The sequence below is a fragment of the Hyphomonas sp. GM-8P genome (assembly GCF_003263315.1).
Taxonomy (GTDB): domain Bacteria; phylum Pseudomonadota; class Alphaproteobacteria; order Caulobacterales; family Hyphomonadaceae; genus Hyphomonas.
Genome location: NZ_AWFE01000064.1, coordinates 1 through 20,269, shown reverse-complemented (window position 1 = coordinate 20,269; position 20,269 = coordinate 1). Strand labels below are relative to the sequence as shown.

25 protein-coding genes and 1 pseudogene are annotated in these 20,269 nt (G+C 63.0%); 15 read left to right on the top strand and 11 right to left on the bottom strand.

Annotated features, from left to right (window positions below; translation table 11 throughout):
• Positions 1 to 5 precede the first annotated feature (5 nt).
• The 4 genes from HY26_RS08030 to HY26_RS08015 are packed head-to-tail and all read right to left on the bottom strand — an operon-like array spanning position 6 to position 3,423.
• Positions 6 to 788: an enoyl-CoA hydratase gene (locus tag HY26_RS08030; protein WP_112073334.1), complete on the bottom strand. Its 783-nt coding sequence runs from the start codon at positions 786 to 788 to the stop codon at positions 6 to 8.
• A 33-nt stretch (positions 789 to 821) separates the two neighbouring features.
• Positions 822 to 1,310: a hypothetical protein gene (locus tag HY26_RS08025; protein ID WP_112073333.1), complete on the bottom strand. Its 489-nt coding sequence runs from the start codon at positions 1,308 to 1,310 to the stop codon at positions 822 to 824.
• Positions 1,307 to 2,083, bottom strand: a complete 777-nt coding sequence (locus tag HY26_RS08020; RefSeq protein WP_034764559.1) for a molybdopterin-binding protein — start codon at positions 2,081 to 2,083, stop codon at positions 1,307 to 1,309. The genes HY26_RS08025 and HY26_RS08020 overlap by 4 nt, the downstream gene beginning before the upstream one ends.
• A 23-nt stretch (positions 2,084 to 2,106) precedes the next feature.
• Positions 2,107 to 3,423, bottom strand: a complete 1,317-nt coding sequence (locus tag HY26_RS08015) for a serine hydrolase (protein WP_158531452.1) — start codon at positions 3,421 to 3,423, stop codon at positions 2,107 to 2,109.
• A gap of 143 nt (positions 3,424 to 3,566) precedes the next feature.
• On the opposite strand from HY26_RS08015, the gene HY26_RS08010 reads away from it, so the two are divergent.
• Positions 3,567 to 4,007, top strand: a complete 441-nt coding sequence (locus tag HY26_RS08010) for an OsmC family protein (protein ID WP_112073331.1) — start codon at positions 3,567 to 3,569, stop codon at positions 4,005 to 4,007.
• Positions 4,008 to 4,069: 62 nt separating this feature from the next.
• Positions 4,070 to 4,891 (top strand): type I methionyl aminopeptidase, encoded by an 822-nt coding sequence (gene map / locus HY26_RS08005; RefSeq protein ID WP_034764553.1) that lies wholly within the window; start codon positions 4,070 to 4,072, stop codon positions 4,889 to 4,891.
• Positions 4,892 to 4,895: 4 nt separating this feature from the next.
• Here map and HY26_RS08000 read toward each other — a convergent pair whose 3' ends face one another.
• Positions 4,896 to 5,543, bottom strand: coding sequence for a cupin domain-containing protein (locus HY26_RS08000; RefSeq protein ID WP_112073330.1), 648 nt, complete (start codon positions 5,541 to 5,543; stop codon positions 4,896 to 4,898).
• Between the two features lie 158 nt (positions 5,544 to 5,701).
• Positions 5,702 to 6,094, bottom strand: a complete 393-nt coding sequence (locus tag HY26_RS19215) for a hypothetical protein (protein WP_233351572.1) — start codon at positions 6,092 to 6,094, stop codon at positions 5,702 to 5,704.
• On the opposite strand from HY26_RS19215, the gene HY26_RS19210 reads away from it, so the two are divergent.
• The 8 genes and pseudogenes from HY26_RS19210 (at position 6,041) to rnhA (ending at position 12,016) form a co-directional block, all read left to right on the top strand.
• Positions 6,041 to 6,229, top strand: coding sequence for a JAB domain-containing protein (locus tag HY26_RS19210; RefSeq protein WP_233351571.1), 189 nt, complete (start codon positions 6,041 to 6,043; stop codon positions 6,227 to 6,229). The genes HY26_RS19215 and HY26_RS19210 overlap by 54 nt on opposite strands.
• Positions 6,147 to 6,368 (top strand): annotated as a pseudogene (locus tag HY26_RS19205) (JAB domain-containing protein); the annotation flags it as partial. The gene HY26_RS19210 and the pseudogene HY26_RS19205, both read left to right, overlap by 83 nt.
• Before the next feature lie 107 nt (positions 6,369 to 6,475).
• A complete protein-coding gene (locus tag HY26_RS07990) occupies positions 6,476 to 7,984 on the top strand; it encodes an MFS transporter (protein WP_051599770.1) in 1,509 nt (502 codons plus the stop codon).
• Between the two features lie 32 nt (positions 7,985 to 8,016).
• Positions 8,017 to 9,498: an MFS transporter gene (locus HY26_RS07985; RefSeq protein WP_034764550.1), complete on the top strand. Its 1,482-nt coding sequence runs from the start codon at positions 8,017 to 8,019 to the stop codon at positions 9,496 to 9,498.
• Between the two features lie 9 nt (positions 9,499 to 9,507).
• Positions 9,508 to 10,485: a homoserine kinase gene (gene thrB / locus HY26_RS07980; protein WP_034764548.1), complete on the top strand. Its 978-nt coding sequence runs from the start codon at positions 9,508 to 9,510 to the stop codon at positions 10,483 to 10,485.
• Positions 10,482 to 10,973 (top strand): hypothetical protein, encoded by a 492-nt coding sequence (locus HY26_RS07975; RefSeq protein WP_112073329.1) that lies wholly within the window; start codon positions 10,482 to 10,484, stop codon positions 10,971 to 10,973. The genes thrB and HY26_RS07975 overlap by 4 nt, the downstream gene beginning before the upstream one ends.
• Positions 10,970 to 11,533, top strand: a complete 564-nt coding sequence (locus HY26_RS07970) for a hypothetical protein (protein ID WP_034764543.1) — start codon at positions 10,970 to 10,972, stop codon at positions 11,531 to 11,533. The genes HY26_RS07975 and HY26_RS07970 overlap by 4 nt, the downstream gene beginning before the upstream one ends.
• 39 nt (positions 11,534 to 11,572) lie before the next feature.
• On the top strand, positions 11,573 to 12,016 hold the full coding sequence (gene rnhA, locus HY26_RS07965; protein ID WP_034764539.1) for a ribonuclease HI: 444 nt from the start codon (positions 11,573 to 11,575) through the stop codon (positions 12,014 to 12,016).
• On the opposite strand, the gene HY26_RS07960 is transcribed toward rnhA, so the two are convergent.
• Both HY26_RS07960 and HY26_RS07955 read right to left on the bottom strand, forming a co-directional pair.
• Positions 12,013 to 12,654 carry a lysophospholipid acyltransferase family protein gene (locus tag HY26_RS07960; RefSeq protein ID WP_034764536.1) on the bottom strand — a complete coding sequence of 214 codons (642 nt, stop codon included), beginning with the start codon at positions 12,652 to 12,654 and terminating at the stop codon, positions 12,013 to 12,015. The genes rnhA and HY26_RS07960 overlap by 4 nt on opposite strands.
• Positions 12,654 to 13,598, bottom strand: a complete 945-nt coding sequence (locus HY26_RS07955; protein ID WP_034764533.1) for a phosphatidate cytidylyltransferase — start codon at positions 13,596 to 13,598, stop codon at positions 12,654 to 12,656. The genes HY26_RS07960 and HY26_RS07955 overlap by 1 nt, the downstream gene beginning before the upstream one ends.
• A gap of 64 nt (positions 13,599 to 13,662) precedes the next feature.
• Here HY26_RS07955 and HY26_RS07950 point away from each other — a divergent pair, with 64 nt between their 5' ends.
• Together HY26_RS07950 and HY26_RS07945 are read left to right on the top strand one after the other, a co-directional pair.
• Positions 13,663 to 14,067, top strand: coding sequence for a hypothetical protein (locus tag HY26_RS07950; protein ID WP_112073328.1), 405 nt, complete (start codon positions 13,663 to 13,665; stop codon positions 14,065 to 14,067).
• Positions 14,064 to 14,705, top strand: coding sequence for a CDP-alcohol phosphatidyltransferase family protein (locus HY26_RS07945; RefSeq protein ID WP_112073327.1), 642 nt, complete (start codon positions 14,064 to 14,066; stop codon positions 14,703 to 14,705). The genes HY26_RS07950 and HY26_RS07945 overlap by 4 nt, the downstream gene beginning before the upstream one ends.
• Positions 14,706 to 14,720: 15 nt before the next feature.
• Here HY26_RS07945 and mnmH read toward each other — a convergent pair whose 3' ends face one another.
• On the bottom strand, positions 14,721 to 15,764 hold the full coding sequence (gene mnmH / locus HY26_RS07940) for a tRNA 2-selenouridine(34) synthase MnmH (protein ID WP_112073326.1): 1,044 nt from the start codon (positions 15,762 to 15,764) through the stop codon (positions 14,721 to 14,723).
• Positions 15,765 to 15,836: 72 nt separating this feature from the next.
• Here mnmH and selD point away from each other — a divergent pair, with 72 nt between their 5' ends.
• On the top strand, positions 15,837 to 16,883 hold the full coding sequence (gene selD, locus HY26_RS07935) for a selenide, water dikinase SelD (RefSeq protein WP_112073325.1): 1,047 nt from the start codon (positions 15,837 to 15,839) through the stop codon (positions 16,881 to 16,883).
• Here the strand turns inward: selD and HY26_RS07930 are convergent.
• On the bottom strand, positions 16,880 to 17,311 hold the full coding sequence (locus HY26_RS07930; RefSeq protein WP_112073324.1) for a hypothetical protein: 432 nt from the start codon (positions 17,309 to 17,311) through the stop codon (positions 16,880 to 16,882). The two genes, selD and HY26_RS07930, sit on opposite strands and share 4 nt — an antisense overlap.
• Before the next feature lie 20 nt (positions 17,312 to 17,331).
• Complete coding sequence (locus HY26_RS07925; protein WP_034762034.1) at positions 17,332 to 18,321, bottom strand: nitronate monooxygenase family protein; 990 nt, start codon at positions 18,319 to 18,321, stop codon at positions 17,332 to 17,334.
• Between the two features lie 142 nt (positions 18,322 to 18,463).
• Here HY26_RS07925 and HY26_RS07920 point away from each other — a divergent pair, with 142 nt between their 5' ends.
• Entirely contained in the window at positions 18,464 to 19,384 is a 921-nt protein-coding gene (locus HY26_RS07920) for an HAD family acid phosphatase (protein ID WP_112073323.1), read from the top strand.
• A gap of 3 nt (positions 19,385 to 19,387) precedes the next feature.
• Complete coding sequence (locus HY26_RS07915; RefSeq protein WP_034762028.1) at positions 19,388 to 20,122, top strand: alpha/beta fold hydrolase; 735 nt, start codon at positions 19,388 to 19,390, stop codon at positions 20,120 to 20,122.
• Positions 20,123 to 20,269: the final 147 nt, after the last annotated feature.

The following is a 20,269-nucleotide window of genomic DNA, read 5'->3' as shown; positions in this document are numbered from 1 at the left end:
CGGAACTATCCTTGCTGGTCGCGGCCACGGGCGGTGACCTGTTTACGGGCTTCTTCAACGGAATCGGCGGTGACGGAATTTGCGTGCTCGATCGAGCGGCGCACTTCTTCCTTCATCGCATCAGCGAACGGCATGCCGAAGCCGTCATCGATCAGCGCTTTGTATTTCTTCAGCAGCACCGGCTGCGTGCCACACATTTCATGGGCGAGCTTCATCGCCGCCGGCACGAGTTCGTCTGCCTTGTAGACGCGATTCACGAGGCCCCAGCGTTCCGACATTTCCGCATCGATGAAATTGCCGGTGAAGGAGAGTTCCTTGGCGCGGCTGATGCCGATGAGGCGCGAGAGTTTCTGCGACAGGCCCCAGCCCGGCACGATGCCGACGCGGGCATGCGTGTCAGCGAATTTCGCATTCTCGGAGGCGAGCAACACGTCACACATCAAGGCGAGTTCAAATCCGCCGGTGATGGCAAAGCCGTTGATCGCGCCAATGATTGGCCACGGATAGGCTTCCATGGCAGCGAGGATATTGATCGCCTTGGAGTCTTCATCCGCGCCAAGGGCGAAGCCGGTCTGGCCAGCCTCTTTCAGGTCGACGCCCGCGGTGAAGGCCCGGCCAGCACCGGTCAGCACGACAGCGCGGATCTCCGGATCGTCCTTCAGCTCGGTGAACACGCGCACGATTTCGGCGCGCAGCGCGCGGCTGAGCGCATTCAACGCGTCCGGCCGGTTGAGGGTCACGAGCGCAACCGGTCCGTCGCGCTCAACAAGAATGATGTCGTCAGCCAAGATGGCCTCCTTTGTTCGTCAGTCTGGGAATATTCAGGCCTGCTTCCGGCGAAACAGGTTCACGATGGCGATGATCAGGGCAACGAGCGCTATCGCCGCAGCCAGGAAGAATAGACCGAACTTCAGCGGCGTCAGCCACTCCTTGGCGTCCAGCACGTCGGCAGAGCCTTTCAGGGCCAGCGCCTGCACCGTGTTTTCGGTCAAGTCCACAATGATGGTCGCAAAGGCCGGCATGGCGGCGGCGGTACCGAGGCTGCCGAAGAAACGCAGCGCCATTCCGGCAAGGAAGCCGCCATAGGCCAGCGGGTAAGCCGTATCCAGCAACACGGTCACCCAGAAATGCACATCGCGCTGTTCTGCGGTGATGCCCGCCACGATCTCGCGCGCCTGCACGGCGGATGACGACATGTCGAGATAGGTGCCGCCGACGGCCTCCTTGAACACACCGAATCCGGCACCGATCGCGAGCATCAGGACGAACAGCGTCCAGATGACCGGTGTTCTCTTCAGGAATTGTGTCATGTATTGGCATCCTCCAGCCGTTCGGGTCTTACGCCCGCTTGTTCGATGATCGCCGACAGTTTCGCGGCGACCTCTTCAATCAGCTCTTCATGGAGGGTGGAGGCAACGAGGTGGACCCCATTGTCGCCAACGGTCCGGAACCAGGGATAGGAGCCGAAGGAGACCTGCGGCATTTCCTTGGCCAGCGCGCCCAGCGGCTCGGCAATGTCCCCTTCCCTGAGGCCCGTGCCGCGGATCGTGATCTTGTGAACGACGGCGCCGGTTTCGAGACGAGGGCCGATGTCTTCCAGCATGGCGCGGGCCACTTGCGGGACGCCGGCCAGCGTGAACACATTGCCCGTCTGGAAGCCTGGCGCGCCGGACACCGGATTGGCAACGACCGACGCCCCGTGCGGGATGCGCGCCATGCGCCGACGGGCCGGCGTGTATTCGGTGCCCATGGCCTTGTAGCGTTCGGCCAGCATGGCGGTGACTTCCGGATGCTCCGAAATGCCGACCCCGAAAGCCTTGGCGATGGCGTCCGCCGTGATGTCATCATGCGTCGGGCCGATCCCGCCCGTGGTGAAGACATAGGTGTATTTCACCCGCAGCTCGTTCACCGCCGCAACGATTTCCTCTTCGGTATCGCCCACCGTGCGGCTTTCCCGCACCGGGATGCCGAGCGGGGCCAGATAGGTCGCGATCTGCTGGAGATTGATGTCGCGGGTCCGCCCGGACAGGATTTCATCTCCGATCAGGAGGACGGCGGCGGTGGGTGAACTATGCTCAGTCATGCCATTCCATCTCCCAAGCAGCGTCACTCTGCAAGCGCGCGATAAACGAGATCCGCCGATTGCGCCCGCATGGACCGGTCGAGACCGCCCGGAAACCGCTGGATCATGCCGATAAAAAAGAGGTCGTTTTCCGGATCGATCCAGAACCACGTCCCGGCCGCGCCGCCCCAGTAATAGACGCCCTGCGGCTGGCTGGCCCCGGTTAGCGACGGGTCGACAAAGACGGCAAAGTCCAGCCCGAATCCAATCCCGGCCATATCCGGATTGGGGCTGACGCCATCGGAAAACAGGCTCACACCATCCGGCAGGACATCGGTGCGCATCAGCTTCACCGTCTCCGGCTTCAGGATACGGGCGCCGTTCAACTCGCCGTCATTGACCAGCATCTGGCAGAAACGGGCATAGTCACCCATGGTCGAGACGAGGCCATGCCCGCCTTTTTCCATGCCGATCTCGCCTTCCCGGAATGCGAAGCCCGGCGCCTCCAGCGGCACCAGCTTGCCGGTCTCATCATCCGGCGTGAAGACTTCGGAGAAGCGGTCGCGTTTCTCCTCCGGCACATAGAAGCCGGTATCCACCATACCGAGCGGCGCAAAGACTTCATCCTGAAGGTATTGGCCCAGCGGCTTCCCGCTCAGCTTCTGGACGATATAGCCCTGCACATCGACGGCCGTGCTGTAGGCCCAGTTGGTGCCTGGCTGGTAGAGCAGCGGCACGGTGGCGAGCCGCGAGATGTAGGTCTCAAGATCCGGCGACCCCAGCACGTCCGCCTCCGCGAACATGTTATTGACCGGGTCGTCGCTGAACAGGCCATAGGCGAACCCCGCCGTGTGGCTCATCAGTTCACGCATCGTTGCCGGCCGGTCGGCATTGACGAGGATAGGCTCCCCGGCCTCATCGAAACCTTCGAACACTTTCAGGCCGGCCAGTTCGGGAATGAATTTCGTGATCGGATCATCCAGGCTGAACGCGCCGTCATCATAGAGCGTCATCAGCGCCACGCCGGTGACCGGCTTCGACATGGAATAGATCCGGAAGATCGTGTCCTCGGTAATCGGCGCCTCGTCGGCGGCCCGCCGGATGCCGTACTGGTCGTAATTGATGACCTGTCCATCCTTCACCAGCAGGGTGGAAACGCCCCGCACCATCCCGTCATCAACCGCCTGACGCATGGCGCCATCCAGCTCGGCCAGTCCGCTGGCGGAAAATCCGGCTGGAGATTCCGTTGCCTCCAGCTGGCCAAACGTGATGGCGTCCGGTTCCTCCGCCCCGGCGGTGGGACAGGCCGTCAGGCTCAAAATGGCCAGAGACGACAGAAAGACACTTGGACGCCAGTTCACAGGATGCTCCTCCCAGCCCCTCATCGGAGACTTTTTTCCTTGGTTGCGGGCACCCTACAGAAATCGGACGCCGCGCGCCAAGCCGGAACGTTGCGGCATGTCACGCATTGTTTCCCCAGATCCTGCAACGAAAGGAGATCCCCATGAAACGCACCGCCACCGCCGTCTGGAAAAGCAACCTGCGCGAAGGCACCGGCACGCTCGGCACGCAGAGCGGCGCCCTTGCCGACCACCCCTATTCCTTCAAGGCGCGGTTCGAGGATGAAAGCGGCAAGTCCGGCACCAATCCGGAGGAATTGCTGGCCGCCGCACATGCCGGCTGTTTCACCATGCAGCTCTCCCACCTGCTGGCCGAGGCGGGTCATCCGGCGGAACGGTTGCTTACCGAGGCCACCGTCTCGGTCGAGCCCAAGGATGGCGGCGGCTTCCAGATTACGCGCAGCGAGCTTGGGCTTGAGGCGAAGGTCCCGGGCATTGAATCCGACGTGTTCGACGCGATCGCTGGCAAGGCCAAGGCCGGATGTCCCGTCTCCGTTGCGCTTGGCGCCATCGACATCACGCTCGAGATGAAGCTCGACAGCTGAGCAAGGGTGGAAATTTCCCCTGTTTGCTGCCACATTGCAGCGCTTAAGCAGAAAGTTTCCTGATGACCGATACAAACCTCCTCCTGCCCATGCGCACGGGCGAAATCCGCATCCATGATGCTGAAGGCTTCGCAGGCATGCGCAAGGCCGGGCGCCTCGTCGCGGAATGCCTCGACATGCTGGTGCCGGAGGTGAAGCCGGGCGTGACGACCGAGCACCTCGACAACCTGATCCGCGACTTCGTGCTGGACCATGGCGCGACCTCCGCGACGATCGGTTATCGCGGCTACCGCCACGCCTCCTGCATCTCGCTGAACCACGTCATCTGCCACGGCATTCCAGGGCCGAAGCCGCTGAAGGAAGGCGACATCGCCAATATCGACGTGACCCTCATCATCGATGGCTGGCACGGCGACCATTCCCGCATGTACGGCGTCGGCGAAGTGAAGCGGAAGGCCGAGCGCCTGATGGACGTCACCTATGAAGCCATGATGGCCGGCATCGCCCAGGTGAAGCCGGGCAATCGCTTCGGCGACATCGGCGGCGCGATCAGCGAAATCGCCCGCAAGAACCGCATGTCCGTGGTCGAGGATTTCTGCGGCCACGGCCTTGGCCGTCTCTTCCATGACGAGCCGAACGTGATCCACTCCGCCGACTACAATACCGGCCCGGAACTGAAGCCTGGCATGTTCTTCACGATCGAGCCGATGCTGAACCTCGGCCGCAAGGACGCGGCCATCCTGCCGGACGGCTGGACGGCCGTGACGCGCGACCGCCAGCTCTCGGCCCAATACGAGCATTCGGTCGGTGTCACCGAAGACGGCGTGGAGATCTTCACGGCCAGCCCGAAAGGCTGGCACCAGCCGCACAAGGTGGTGCTCTAGGCCCCTATTCCTGTTCCGGCGGAGGCGGCGGCGGCGGCGGCGCATAGTACGGCGCGGCCTCGGCGGGCATCTGTTCCATTGATATGATGATGCCGTGCTCTGCGGCGAGCTGGCCGATGACGGCGCCGGCCTCTTCCGCATTGGCTGGCTTCGCTTCAGCGATGCGCGGTGCGGCGGTCTTCATGAACGCTTCGAACGAGCTGCCGGTCGTGGTCATGATCAGTTCGGTCGGCGTATCGCTGCCATTCCAGAACATGTGGGCATGCCCCCGGTTCAGGGCGGCGAAGTCCCCCGGATTGAGGCGCAGCGTCTCACCATTCGACAGCACGTCGAGCGTGCCGGAGAGGACGTAGAAATACTCGTCTTCCAAGCTATGGGTGTGCGGCGGCGAGCCCGGGCTCTTCGGCGGCAGCAGGAATTCGTAGATCGTCACCTCGCCAGACGATTCCTCGTTCGACAGCAGGAGCCGGATCGGATGGAACGGATTGTCGACCATTTCGCCGGTGGCGGCCCGGACCAGCTTGTCGGGATGGTCGGCATGGTCCGTTATGGTCATGGCATCATCATCCGCATGCGTGTGCGGGTGGGTGCCGTGTGCACAGGCGGCGAGACCAAAGGCCAGTGCTGGCAGGATTGCATTTGTCAGTTTCATGCTGGTGTCCCCTTTTTCTCTTTTCTACAGGCCTCTTGGCGGGCCATGCGCTTGACGCTTCCACAGGATTCCGGCTCCGGCAAGCGCGCCAAACCCACTTTGTCGAAACGAATTTTCGTGGTTTCTCCGCTAAGGATGAAAACCGGAACAGACAAACCTCACTGGCAGGGCCATCGCGAGCGCCTGCGTGGCAAGCTGCTGGCGCGCGGGGCCGCGGCGCTCGACGCATATGAGATTCTCGAAGTCCTGCTGATAGCCTTCCTCCCCCGGCGGGACGTGAAGCCATCGCCAAGGCGCCGGAAGCGAAATTTGGCAGTCTCTCCGGTGTCCTTGCTGCGCCAGCTGCCGATCTCGTCAAGGTAGATGGGAGCGGTGAGACCGTTGCCGCCTATCTGAAAGCCGTTGCCGAACTGCAGAGCCGCGCCAGTCTTCAGGAAATCCGCAGGCGCGAGGTGATCTCGTCCTGGTCTGCCCTGCTGGAACATGTCCGCCGCGAGATGCCGCACGAAACGCGCGAACAGTTCCGCGTGCTTTTCCTCGATGGAAAACATCAGCTGATTGCCGATGAGGTGATGAGCCAGGGCACACATCGACCATGCGCCGGTCTATCAGCGCGAGATCGCCCGGCGTGCGCTGGAGCTGGCGGCGTCCAGTCTGATCCTGGTGCACAACCACCCTTCGGGTGACACGACGTTCTCCCGCGCCGACATCGACATGACACGCGAAATCATCGACGCACGCATTCCCTTCGAGATTGAGGTTCATGAACATCTGACCGCCGGAATGGGCTGTGTGACCAGCTTCCGCTCGGCCGGGCTGATATGACCGTTCCCTTACGATAAGGCTTGCAGCGGGCGCGCGGGGCACTACCGTGGTGACATCGCCAGCAAATGCTCCGATCAGAAGGGCAACGCTGCATCGGAGGAGACTACATGAGCGATACGACAGCCGGCCAGGCAGCACAGCCTGGCCACATCACCGGTTTTGGCTCTCGTGGCTACAGGACGTACGTCCTGATGTCGCTCATGCTGGTTTACACGCTGAACTTCATCGACCGGTCGCTGATCGGCGTGGTCGGCCAGCCGATCATGGATTCCTTCGGCCTCAGCGACGCGCAATGGGGCCTGCTGAACGGCCCGCCCTTTGCCCTCTTCTATGCCCTGATGGGCATTCCGATCGCCATGTGGGCCGACCGCGGCAACCGCGTGTTCATCATCGGTCTCTGCATCATCATCTGGTCGATCATGACGGCGCTTTGTGGCCTGGCCGCGGGCTTTATCTGGCTGCTCCTCTTCCGCGTTGGCGTGGCTATCGGTGAAGCCGGCTGTACGCCGCCTGCCAACTCGCTGATCACAGATTACTACCCGCCGAAGAGCCGCGCCAACGCGCTCGGCATCTATTCAATGGGCGTCACCATCGGCGGCGTCCTGGCGCAGCTGTTCGGCGGCACGATCGCCTCCATCAAGGGCCCCGACATGGGCGACTGGCTGCATTCCCTCGGCCTCGGCTTCATGTTCGACCACCTGAACTGGGAAACGGTTGAAGGCTGGCGCATTGCCTTTGTCGTCATCGGCACGCCCGGCGTCCTCATCGCAGCGCTGATCTGGTTCACGATGAGGGAGCCGCCGCGCGGACACTCCGACGCGCCGTCACTCCATATTGAGAAGGCCGGCATTCTGGAGGCCTTCAAGGAATTCGGGCGCAAGCCGACCTTCTGGACGCTATCGCTCGGCGCCGCCTTTGTGGCCTTTGTCGGCTATGGCCTGTTTGCCTTCCAGACGCCGTTCCTGATGCGCGTGCACGGGGTCAGCCTGCATGATGCCGCCGTGAAGTTCGGCGCGCCGCTGTCCGCAGTTGCCGCAGGCGGGACATTCCTTGGCGGTTACCTGTCCGAAAAACTGTCACACCGATTCCCGGCCGTTTCGGCATGGCTGCCCGGTGTCGGCCTGCTGATCGCTGTGCCGGCCTATTCCTTCGCGTTCCTGACCTCGTCGCTGACCCTGGCGATCTTCTTCTGGGTCATCGCGGCCGTCACGCACTATGCCTATCTCGGCGCCCAGTACACGGTGGGCACTGGCATCGTCAGCCCGCGCGCCCGCGCAACCACCATTTCGGTGCTGCTGTTCATCGTGGCCCTGATCGGCAACGGCATCGGCCCCATGTTCACCGGCTGGATGAGCACGCATTTCATGTCTTCGAGCCTGGCGGCCCAGGGCCTTTCGGACCAGTTCGCTACCTTCGAGCCAAAATTCTGCGGCGTGAATGTCGACCAGCTCGGCGCGGACGGCCCGGCCCTCTGCTCGGCCTATGCCGAAGGCCTGCGCCATTCCATGGTCGCCACGGTCATGATCTTCATCATCGCAGCCGCATTCTATTTCCTTGCTGCTCGCACCTTCATGCGGGACCGCTACGATCCGGCCGCACCTTCCGGACAAGGATGATTTCGAACCCGGCCCAATAACAGGAGACGCCCATGACTGACGCCGCCTTGACCCGACCGGGACACGAAACGGGATACGGATCCTCCGGATACCGTGCCTATGTCCTCAGCGCTCTGCTCGTTGTCTACATCTTCAATTTCATTGACCGGTCGATCTTCGCGATCCTGACCGAGCCGATGAAGACTTCGCTGCAGCTGGAAGACTGGCACATGGGCGTGTTGGGCGGCCTCGCCTTTGCGATCTTCTACACTACGCTCGGCATTCCAATTGCGCGCCTTGCCGAACGGCGCAGCCGCATCGGCATCATCGTGGTGGCACTCACCCTGTGGAGCCTGATGACCGTGCTGTGCGGCTTTGCCATGGGCTTCATGTCGCTGTTCATGTTCCGCCTCATGGTGGGCGTCGGCGAAGCGGGCTGCACCCCGCCGGCCCAGTCCGTCATTGCCGACTATTTCAAGCCCTCCAGCCGGGCGACCGCGGCTTCCATCTACGCCCTCGGCGTGCCGCTGGGCGGCATGGTCGCCGGCCTCGCCGGTGGTCCGATCAACGACTATGTCACCGGCCACAATGTCCACAATCTGCTGGATGGCTGGGGCTGGACCTGGGCGCGTGACGCCATCGACTGGCAAAGCATGGAAGGCTGGCGCATCGCCTTTGTCGCCGTCGGCTTGCCGGGCGTGCTGATCGCCGCGATCATCGGCTTCACCATCAAGGAACCGCCGCGCGGCTATACAGACCCGCCCAACGCTTCCGGCATGCCGACAGAGCGCTCAAGCTTCGTATCTGCCTTCAAGACGCTGATGAAGAAGCCGACCTATGTACATGTCGTCGCCGGCGCGGCCATAGCCTCCTTCGCCGGCTACGGCATCGCACAGTTCTCGACCTCCTTCCTGCGCCGTACGCACGGCCTCAGCCTGACGGAAGCAGCGCTGATCTTCAGCCTCGTCATCGGTCTGATGGCGGCCATCGGCGTCTTCCTGTCCGGTTTCCTGGCCGACAAGATGTCGGTGCGCCATCCGAAGGCCCTGTCCTGGATGCCGGCGCTCGGCATGGGCTTGTCCGTCCCGCTTTACTGGCTGGGCTACCTTGCCCCGACCGTGCCGCTGATGCTGCCGCCGCTGATGGCGGCTGCAACGCTGCACTATTTCTATCTCGGCCCGATGTATGCGGTGTCCACCGGCGTGGCTGACGCCCGCACCCGGGCCACGGCCGTCGCCCTCACCCTGTTTGCCGTGAACCTGATCGGCATCGGCCTCGGCCCGACCCTGATCGGAATCCTGTCGACTGTCCTGAAGACGATGATGCTGGGCGGGCACGATCTCGGCCTGACGCTGGAAATCTGCAAGGACGTCACCGGCCTGCCGGACGCCCAGGCAGCGGCCTGCAACAGCGCCAATGCCCGCGGCCTGCAATGGTCGATCATCATCTTCGCCACGCTGTATGGCTGGGCGGCCCTGCATTATCTGTGGGCCGGCAAGACACTCCAGCGTGACATGATCACTCGGGCAGCTTAATCCGGCTGTATGGCTGTCTACACTCAGGTTTCCGACGAGGCGCTCGCCGCCTTCCTGACCGAATACGATCTCGGCGCCCCGCTTTCCTTCAAAGGGATCGCGGAGGGCGTCGAGAACTCCAACTATTATCTTGAGACCGAAAAAGGCCGCTACATCCTCACCCTGTTCGAGAAGCGGGTGAATGCGGACGAGCTGCCTTATTTCGTCGCTCTGAAACAGCACCTTGCCGCCAAGGGCTATCCCTGCCCCTCGCCCATCACCGCGCGGGACGGAAAGGCCCTGCGCGAACTGGAAGGCCGCCCGGCGCTGGTCGTCACCTTCATCGATGGTCTCTCTCCCCGCAGACCGAACGTCTCCCAGTGCCGCGAACTCGGCGCCGGCATGGCGCGCATGCACCTCGCCCTCGCTGACTTTGACATGGAGCGCGCAAACAGCCTTGGCCCGGCATCCTGGCCGCGGCTCTGGGCTGGACGCGAAGCCGATGCCGACGCATTGCAGCCCGGTCTCGCGGACGCCATCGCAGGCGACCTTGCCGCCACCGCCGCGGCGAAGCCCGCTTCGCTGGACCTGCCACGCGGCACGATCCATGCGGATCTCTTCCCCGACAATGCCTTCTTCCTCGGCGATACGTTTTCCGGCGCCATCGACTTCTACTTCGCCTGCACCGATGCCCTCGCCTATGACCTCGCCATCTGCCTCAATGCCTGGGCGTTCGAAGATGGCGGCGGCGCCTCGCTCGACTATAATTTCTCCAAGGGCGCGGCCCTGATCGCCGGCTATGAAAGCATGCGCCCGCTGGAGGCCTCGGAGCGCGATGCCCTGCCCGTGCTAGCCCGCGGCGCGGCGCTGCGCTTCTTCCTCACCCGTCTCGTCGACTGGTCGTCGACACCGGAAGGTGCCCTCGTAAAGCCCAAAAACCCCCTCGAATATGCCGGACGCCTCGCCTTCCATCGCAAAGTGGAAACGGCGGAAGGCTATGGTGCATGACACGAGACTGGAAACAGTGGCTTAGGCTCACCCTCGCCGTCGTGTTTGCCCCCATCCTCGCTGCAGGCCTCGTCGCGGCGCTCCTCGCTATGATCATGGTGCCTGAACTCGTGTTCCAGACCGAGATCAATTCCGCAACTTACCGCCCGGCCACGGCTCCCGAAATCATGGCCAGCCTGTTCGGCTTCGGTGCCATTGGTGGGGCGCTTGGCATTGTCCTCGGCTGGCCTGCCATGATCCTTGGCGGCCTGCCAGTGCATGCCTGGCTGATTCGCAAGGGCCGGACGGACTGGATGCCCTACGCCTTGATCGGCCTCGGCGTCGGAACAATCACCATGCTGATCTATCTCCTTGCCACGGGCAGCTTGCAGGATCCGTTGCGGGCGCTGGATGTCGGCCCGCTTCTAATGTCCGGGCCGCTGACTGGCTTCCTCGCTGCGAGCCTGTTCTGGCTGATCCGCCTACCCGGCCGAATCCCGGCGCCATGACACCGGCGCCCGAACCCGCCGAGCTTCCCAGCTATGCCGGACCGGCTGCGCGGCGCAGCTTCAGGCGCATCAAGCTCGCCCTATTCCTGTCTTCGATGGCGGCCTGCCTGTTCGTCACCCTTATCGGCGTCGTCTGCACACGCATTCTGATGCTGGCTATGGGCATCACCGGCGCGGCGACCAATTACAGCATGCTGAGCGGCGGTGGCTTTCTCGGCGGGATGAGCGGCGCGTTCCAGCTGGCGAGCTATAATTTTCTGCTCTTTTTTATCAACGTGCCAGCCGCCTGGCTGGCGCTCGGCCTCTCCATCGGTCGCCTGCCCTATCGCGGCATTATGCACCGCAAGCCTTACGTCCGCTGGGGCAGTATCTGGGGTGCGATTCTTGTCGGCGGCACGACAAGCCTGTTCGGTTTCCTGGCGGGCTTTGTCAGCGGCACCGGCGCCCTCCTTGGCGGCGCCTTTATCGGTGCCATAGCAGGCGCGCTCTGCGGCCTGCTTTTCTACGCCATCGTGAAACCCGCCAACCAGCTTGCCGATGTGGACATCGACGTCTTCTGACGCTTGACGCCTGTCCCGAAGCCAACCACCTGAAAAGCCATGACCGATATGATCGAAATCTGGACCGATGGCGCCTGCAGCGGCAATCCCGGCCCCGGCGGCTGGGGCGCGCTGATGCGCTGGAACGGCCATGAGAAAGAACTGTGGGGCGGCGACAGCGCCACCACCAATAACCGGATGGAAATGCAGGCCGTGATCGAGGCGCTGAACGCGCTGAAGAAGCCGTCAAAGATCACGCTGCACGTCGATTCCACCTATGTGAAAGACGGCCTGACCAAATGGATCCATGGCTGGAAACGCAATGGTTGGAAGACGGCTGCCAAGAAGCCGGTCAAGAACCAGGACCTCTGGATGGCGATGGACGAAGCCTGCCAGCGCCACGATATTACCTGGAAATGGGTGAAGGGCCATGACGGCGACCCCGGCAACGAAAAGGCTGACGAACTCGCCCGCCGCGGTACCGAAGAAGCCCGCGGCCGCTAGAGCCAGCGAAGCGGCGGCGCGTCGGAGCGCAAAGTCTCCACTGTGGATCTCAGCTGGTCCATGAAACCCGCCTTGTTGCCGGACCATTTGAAGGCCGACCCGACAATTGCACTGCAATTGAACGGCACGAGGACTTTCGCGCCGCGCGGCAGCACCCTGCCTGCGCCCTGAATGTAGACCGGCACGACCGGCACTTCCGGAAAGGTCTCGGCAAGCCGCGCAACGCCAGACTTGAACGCGCCCATCTCTTCTGCCTTGCCGCGGGAGCCTTCCGGGAAAATGATCAGGATCTCGCCCCGGGCGAGCGCCTCCTTGCAGCCGGCCAGCACGTCTTCACCGCGCCCACCGCCCTTGCGGTTCACCGGCAGAATGCCGACGACTTTCCTGTAGAACCAGCTCGAGACCGGTGTGGACAGGAAATGATCGGCCGCGGCCACCGGCCGGATCTTCGGCAACAGACGGGAATGGAACAGGCAGATCAGGATCAGTGTATCGATGTGGCTGTTGTGATTGGCCGCAATGATGGCCGGACCATTTTTCGGCAGGTTCTCCTCACCATGGACATCAAGACCGATGACCAGCCGCGCAAACGGCTTTGCAATCAGCACAAGGACGAGACGGCGCAGTAACTGGATCATCAGAAGCGCTCCAGGGCAAAGTAAGCGAGCATGTGGAAATACCAGGGCGCCGTGAACATCAGGCTGTCCAGCCGGTCCAGCGCGCCGCCATGGCCGGGGATCAGGCGGCTCGTATCCTTGACGCCCAGGTCCCGCTTGATCGCCGACATGGTGATGTCACCGAAGAAGCCGAACACCGGCAGGGTCAGGCCAACCCAGATGCTGGGCCACAGGGTCAGCGGTGTGAAGTAAGGCGCAAGGCAAACGAACACGAGCGCCGTTGTCAGGAAGCCACCGATCGCCCCTTCCCATGTCTTGTTGGGGCTGATGCGTGGACTGATCTTGTGCCGGCCGAGCAGTTTTCCCCAGACATACTGGGTCACATCGTTGAGCTGCGTGATCAGGATCAGCAGGAAGACCAGGCCCGCCGGGCCGGCCTGCGGCACTTCCTCTGCCGGAACGCGCATCAGGAATGCGACATGTCCCAAATTGAAGACACAGACCACCATCGCCCACTGCATGATCCCCGCCGTCGCGAGGAAGCCTTCCGTCCGGCCTGACAAGGTGAGCAGCAAAGCCGTCAGCAGGAAGACGTAAACCGGGATTGTGACGAGGAAATAGGCGTAATTGTTGATCCAGACGGCGAAATAGCTCGCCACCAGCGCAATATAGGCAAACAGGACGACAAGCCGGTCTTCCCGCCGCGTCGGGGCGAGGGTCATGAACTCCTTCAACGCAATGAAGCTGATGAAGGCAAACAGGATGGTGAAGACCTGCCAGCCAAGGATAAGCGCCCCCCCGACCAGCAGGCAGATGACCCACCAGCTGCGCATGCGGGGCACCAGGTCATCCCATTTACCGGGCTTGATGCGAGGCAGCACGATCGCCGCGACACTGCCCAGTACGAGCAGGACAAGCAGGCCGGCAAATCCGACGGTCAGGGGCAAAGGCAGAGTTGACAACATCACCGTATCTCTTGCATATGAATGTGAGTAAACACTAACTTACTTAGCAAGGCAAGTGCCAACCATGTCCGTCAGACCATCCATTTTCAGCCACACGCTAGTGCATGTTGGTTTCGCATTCCTTGCAATGGGAAGTTGGGCCGTGTTCGCCAATCGCACTCATGCCTTTCCGGATCCCCTGATCGCCGGCGTGGTTCAGGGTACCCTTTCCGCGACCATCACCCTGGTCATGAAGAAGTCCCTGGAAGCGCTGTCTTCCTATTTTTTCCGCAATAACAACAGAATATTGGCGCTGATCGCTCCGCCGCTCACCGTCTGCGCCGTTTCCTTGTCCGTGCTGATCGGCTGCCATGTGGCGGCCGGAACGCCCGAAATCGCTGCGACGATCGCTGTTCCATTTAGCGTAGCATTCACCTATGCGTGCCTATACACGTTCGGATTGTGGCGCCAGGAGACCCAGGAATCATGACTGAACCGGACGCCCGCAGGCCAATCGCCTCACGAGACGCCGCCTGGTCCAAGCGCACCGCCGCCTGGCTGGCCCGCACCGGCGTGACGCCAAACCAGATTTCCGTCGCCAGCATGGTCTGCGCAGCGCTGGCCGCCGCCCTGCTTTACGGCGCGGCCCACACGCTGGGCGGTCTGCGGGCCGGATTGCTGATTGGCGCTATTGTGGCCTGCCAGGGCCGCCTGCTGTGCAATCTCTTTGACGGGATGGTGGCGATTGAAGGTGGCCTGGCCGCAAAGGACGGCCCGTTCTGGAACGAATTCCCGGACCGTGTGTCTGACACCCTCATCCTCGTCGCAGCAGGATACGCAGCTGGCAGTCTCGCGCTCGGCTGGGCGGCCGCCGCGCTCGCCATCGCCACCGCCTATGTCCGCGAACTTGGCCGGGCCGTCGGCGCGCCTGCGGACTATCGCGGACCGATGGCCAAACAGCACCGCATGGCCCTTTTGTGTGCGGCCCTTGCCGTCTCCGCGATTGAGCCTTTCTGGAACTGGCAGGGCGAGAGCCTGCAGATCGCCCTGCTTGTCATCGCCCTTGGCAGCGGCCTCACTGTCCTGCGCCGGGCCACGGCCCAGGTATCGGCGTTGAAATCAGGCTGACCCGGGATCTTTCAATCACGCCAGCAATTGCGCGGCGGCGGCGCTGAAATCTTCCTTGCCGGTTCCCGCCATCTCGATCACCGTTTCCGGCTTGTCCTCCCGCCGCTTGCGGCTGCGGGCGTAGAGCGGGTCGTAATGCTGCTGCATCAGCTGGCGTGCGAGTTCGGTGAAGTTCTTCTGCGCTGCAAGCGCCAGCCAGTCCTCAATGGTTTCCTTGGACTGGATGCCCTTCAGTTTGCCGATGGCCGCTGAGAGTCGCGGTGCCTCCGCGATAATGTCCGCATACGTTCGAAAAAGATAATCCGCCCGCACGTCGAGACTCATATGCATCTCGATGCGCGGCGCGGCCAGCATGGAGCGCCACAGGCGCCTTGGCACGCGGCGGCGGCCGACAAGGGCCGACTCCGCTTCCACAAAGACCGGTTTCGTCAGGTCCATCCGGCGGAGTGCATCCCAGATCTCCGTCTCAAACAAGCGTTGGGCAGGCTGTGCCCCGTCCACATCGCCGAAGGCGGAGCCGCGATGATTGGCGATGCCTTCAAGGTCCAGCACCTGCCCGCCCTGCTCCGCCAGCGCATGAAGCAGCGCCGTCTTTCCCGTGCCGGTCTGCCCGTCGATGAGGTGCACCGGCAAGAGCGGTTCGTCGCAATCGAGCCCTTCGACCACTTCCCGGCGCCAGGTGCGGTAACCGCCCTTCACCACGCCCGTCGGCCAGCCGACCGAAGACAGGATCGTCGCCATCGCGTTCGACCGCATGCCACCGCGCCAGCAATAGATGAGCGGCCGCCAGCTTTTCGGCTTGTCGGCCAGCGCCGTTTCCAGATGCTGGGCGATATTTCGGGCCACAATGGCGCCGCCCACGCGGTTCGCCCGGAACGGGCTCTCCTGCTTGTAGATCGTGCCGACCTTCGCCCGCTCGTCATTCGACAGCACAGGCAGGCTGATCGCGCCTGGCATGTGGTCGTCCGCGAATTCGGCCGGCGAACGCACATCCACGATGTCGTCATAGCGGGCCAGGTTTTCCGGGCTGAGATCGGAGACGGTTTCAAGATAGGGCATCGGTCACAGACCTATCAGGTTTTCCCCGGCGCACCAGAGCGCTAGAGTGCGAGGAAAGCAGGAGAAAACAGAATGGCCGATACACTTGTTGAGCCCCGCCTCACCTCCCTCGCCCATGGCGGCGGGTGCGGCTGCAAGCTCGCGCCCAACGTGCTGGCCGACATCCTCTCCGAAATGCCGCTCGCCATCGGCTCGAAGGATTTGCTGGTGGACGCAGGCACCAGCGATGATGCGGCCGTCTACAAGATCAACGAGACGACAGCGCTCGTCGCGACGACGGACTTCTTCACCCCCATCGTGGACGACCCGCACACGTTCGGGCGTATCGCCGCCACGAATGCGCTCTCTGATGTGTTCGCCATGGGGGCCAAACCGATCTTTTCGCTCGCCATTGTCGGTATGCCCATCGGGCAGATCTCACCGGAGACGATCCGCGCCATCCTCGCAGGTGGGCAGTCCGTTGCTGAGACAGCCGGTGCGCCTATCGCGGGCGGGCATTCCATCGACGCGGCCGAACCGATTTATGGCCTCGTCGCCATGGGACTTGTCGACCCGGCCCGCATCCTGATGAACTCGAATGCAAAAGCAGGTGACGTGCTGATCCTCGGCAAGCCGCTCGGCATCGGCATCTATTCCGCGGCCCTGAAGCGGGAGATCCTGGAACCCGCGCACTATGAGGAAATGATCGCCTCAACGACACGCCTCAACACGCCGGGTACGGACCTTTCCGCCATGGACGGCGTGCACGCCGCCACGGACGTGACGGGCTTCGGCCTCCTCGGCCATGGCAGCGAAATGGCGCGCGGCGCAGGCGTGTCGCTGGTGATCGAGAAGGCGAAGGTACCCATGTTCGACGGCGCGCGGAAACTTGCCGAAGACGGCGTGAAGACCGGCGCCTCGGACCGCAACTGGGACTCAGTGAAACACATGGTCAGCGGCGAGATGTCAGAGACCGAGCGCGACCTGCTCTGCGACCCGCAGACAAGCGGCGGCCTGCTCGTCTCCTGCGCGCCGGATACGGCAGACGATGTGCTCGCCCTCTTCGCCCGCCACGGCCATGACGGCGCCGCCATTGTCGGGCGGGTAGAAGGTGGCGCACCGGGCGTGAGCGTCGTCTAGGACGCGCGGCAACTCTCCGGGTTTCGCCTCGCCTTGGTCAGCGAATCCTCAAGCGGTTGAGCGCCCTGTTTCAGGAATTCTTCCGGAAAGCCATAGAGGCTGCCGTCCCGATCATCCTCAATCAGTTCGGCGACATCCTCGGTGGTGAGATCTGTCCCGTCCCGCATCTCGATGATCTTCGTCATCAGCGCAATTGTATGGAGACGCGTTTCCCCGTCGAGACCGGCCTCTAAGGTGACGAAGCAGGCGCAGAAATCATCGAGGTCAGCGCCGCCCCGGGCCAATCGCTCGGTCAGGCCCACATCATCCGCGGTCATCTTCTGACAGATGGCAAGCACGTTGTCTGTCTGCCTGGCCGGTTCCTCCACCGGCGTGCTGGCACAGGCCGCAAGTGCGAGCCCGGCCAACAGGCTGGCGGATGTTTTCAATTTTCCCCACCCCATGCGGATCAGGCCGGAACCTTGCCTGCCAGCATGCCGGCGAGCGTGCCGGAGATGATGTCTTCGGCTTCCTTCATGATCCGGTCCATCAGTTCCTGGACAGTCGGGATGTCGTGGATCAGGCCTGCGACCATGCCGCAGCTCCACGCACCGGCATCCATTTCGCCTTCCACCATGATCTTCGGATAGACACCGGCGACTTCGGCGATGATATCCTCGAACTTGATGTTGGAACCGAGTTCCTTCTCTTTTGCCAGCAGTCGCTCGACGCCGGCATTGTTCAGCACACGTTCGGTGTTGCGCAGCGGGCGCATGACGAGGCGCGTGTCGAGCTCGGACGCGGCAACGATGGCCTGTTTCACGTTCTCGTGCACCGGCGCTTCTTTCGTGGCGATGAAGCGCGTGCCCATGTTCATGCCCTGCGCGCCCATGGCGAGCGAAGCGACCAGCGAGCGGCCATCGGCCATGCCGCCGGAAGAGATGAACGGGATTTCCAGCTCATCGGCTGCGCGCGGCAGCAGGATGAAGTTCGGCACATCGTCTTCGCCCGGGTGGCCGCCGCACTCGAAGCCATCCACTGACACGGCATCACAGCCGATCGACTGGGCCTTCAGCGCGTGGCGCACGGCTGTACATTTGTGGATCACCTTGATGCCGGCGCCCTGAAGCGCGGGCAGAACGGCGGAGGGGTTGTTGCCAGCCGTCTCAACCACTTTGACGCCGCCCTTGATCACGGCCTCGACGATGCCCGGATAGTCCGGCGGCGTGGTCGACGGCAGGAAGGTGATGTTCACGCCGAACGGCTTGTCGGTCATGTCCTTGCAGCGGGCGATCTCGTTGGCGAGGTCCGCCGGGGTCTTCTGCGTCAGCGCGGTGATGATGCCGAGGCCGCCGGCATTGGACACAGCGGCTGCCATTTCGGCAAAGCCGACATAGTGCATGCCGCCCTGGACGATGGGGCGTTCGATGCCGAACATTTCAGTGATCTTGGTTTTCATGGATCGTCTCCTCCGGTCACGGTTTGCCAATATCCATGGCCGAACGGGCCCGCCCCGGCAAGAGTGACGAAAGGGAACCTTCCCGGCCCATTGTCGCGAGAGCGCGATAGACTTCTCCGCCGGATTGAAGGACAAATGCGCCATGAAACATCGCATTCTCCTCAGTACCATCGCCTTTCTCGCCGCCTGCCAGACCGCTCCGCCGGAGCCTGCCCCAACGGAAAAGGTCATCGTAAAGGTGATCGAGACGGCCCCGGAACCGGCCCCTGCCGCCCCCACCCAGGGCCAGCAATGGCTCTATGGCTCGGCGGAATCCCGCATCGCGCTGAAGCAGGACTGGAACGCCATCGCGTCCTATGTCGCGGCGAAGGCCGCGAACCGCCCGAATACCAGCGTCGTGCTGGCGCCTGGCGCGACGGCCGAGGCCGCCGACTTCCTCGCCTGCGATGCCGACCAGCCGCTCGCCGCCGTCTTCGATGCCGACGAGACGCTGATCTGGAACCTCGGCTCCATGGGCTATTTCACCCGGATCGGTGTCGGCTTCGATCCCGCCATCTGGGACGAATGGGAAAAAACCGGCTCGGGCAAGGCGGTCGCCATTCCCGGCGTGAAGGATGCTTTTAAGCGCATCCGTGATGCCGGGGTGGAGATCATCGTCAACACGAACCGCTCCAATGCGAACATCCAGGGTTCCGCCGACACGCTGAAATCCGCCGGCCTCGGCGAGTTCGCCCACGGCCGGACACTTTACCTGCGCGGCGACGCCCCCGGAGGCAGCGGCAAGGACGGGCGCCGCTACATGATCTCTGACGATTACTGCGTCATCGCCCTGGCGGGTGACCAGCTGGGCGACATCGCCGACCTCTTCAATGACAAGGCGCTCACCCCGCCGGAGCGCAAGGCGCTGACCGCCGCCCCAGCCTTCGACCCGATGTGGGGCAATGGCTGGTTCATCCTGCCGAACCCGGTTTACGGCCCGTCGCTGGCCGGATCGATGGAAGAGGTGTTCCCGCCCGAAACGGACTGGGCGCCCCCGACTGCTCCTCCACCTGCAGAGGAATAGGCCATGAAAGTCTTCATCCACGGCGTGCCGGACACGCCCCACCTCTGGAAGCCGCTCGTCGCGGCGCTCGGCCTTCAGCCGTCTGAGTATTTCGCGCCTGCCCTGCCCGGCTTCGGCACACCCCTGCCGAAGGGCTTTTCCTGTACCAAGGATGCCTATACCGCGCACCTGATCGGAGAGATCGAGAAGCTAGGGCAGAAGATTGACCTTGTCGGCCACGACTGGGGCGCGCTCCTCTCGCTGCGCATCGCCAGCCTCCGGCCGGACCTGATCCGCACATGGTGTGTCACCAATGCCGTGATCGACCCGGAGTATCGCGGCCACCAGACAGCGCGCATGTGGGCAACGCCCCTGATGGGCGAATTTGTCATGCTGAACATGCGCAACAAACCGCGCCTCGAAGCCTCCCTCGTCCAGGGCGGCATGCCGGCAGACCTCGCGAAGGAGGAAGTGCCGCTGATAGACAAGACGATGCGCCAGTCGATCCTGAAGCTCTACCGCTCCGCCATTGGCCTGCGCTTCTCGGGCCCATGGGTCAGCGACCTTGCGAACCTGCCCAGTCCCGGCCAGCTCTTCTGGGGAGAGACCGACCCCTATGTCGACCTCTCCGTCGCCGAACGGTTCTCGAAGAACCACAATGTCCCGCTCCATGTCGAAAATGGCGCGGGCCACTGGGCCTGTGCTGAACGGGCCGAGCAGTTTGCAGGCGTCCTGAAAGCGCTCTGGGCGAAGGGCTGATCCGGTTTAGTCCGTTATAGTCCTGTATGATCATGGGTCGTTGTCCATGATCATGGCGCGGTCCGGTTTGGTCATGCGGTATCCCCCTCAGGCGTCACGCCCGATGGCGGAAAGCCATCCACCACTTCAGCCATCTGATCCTGCCGC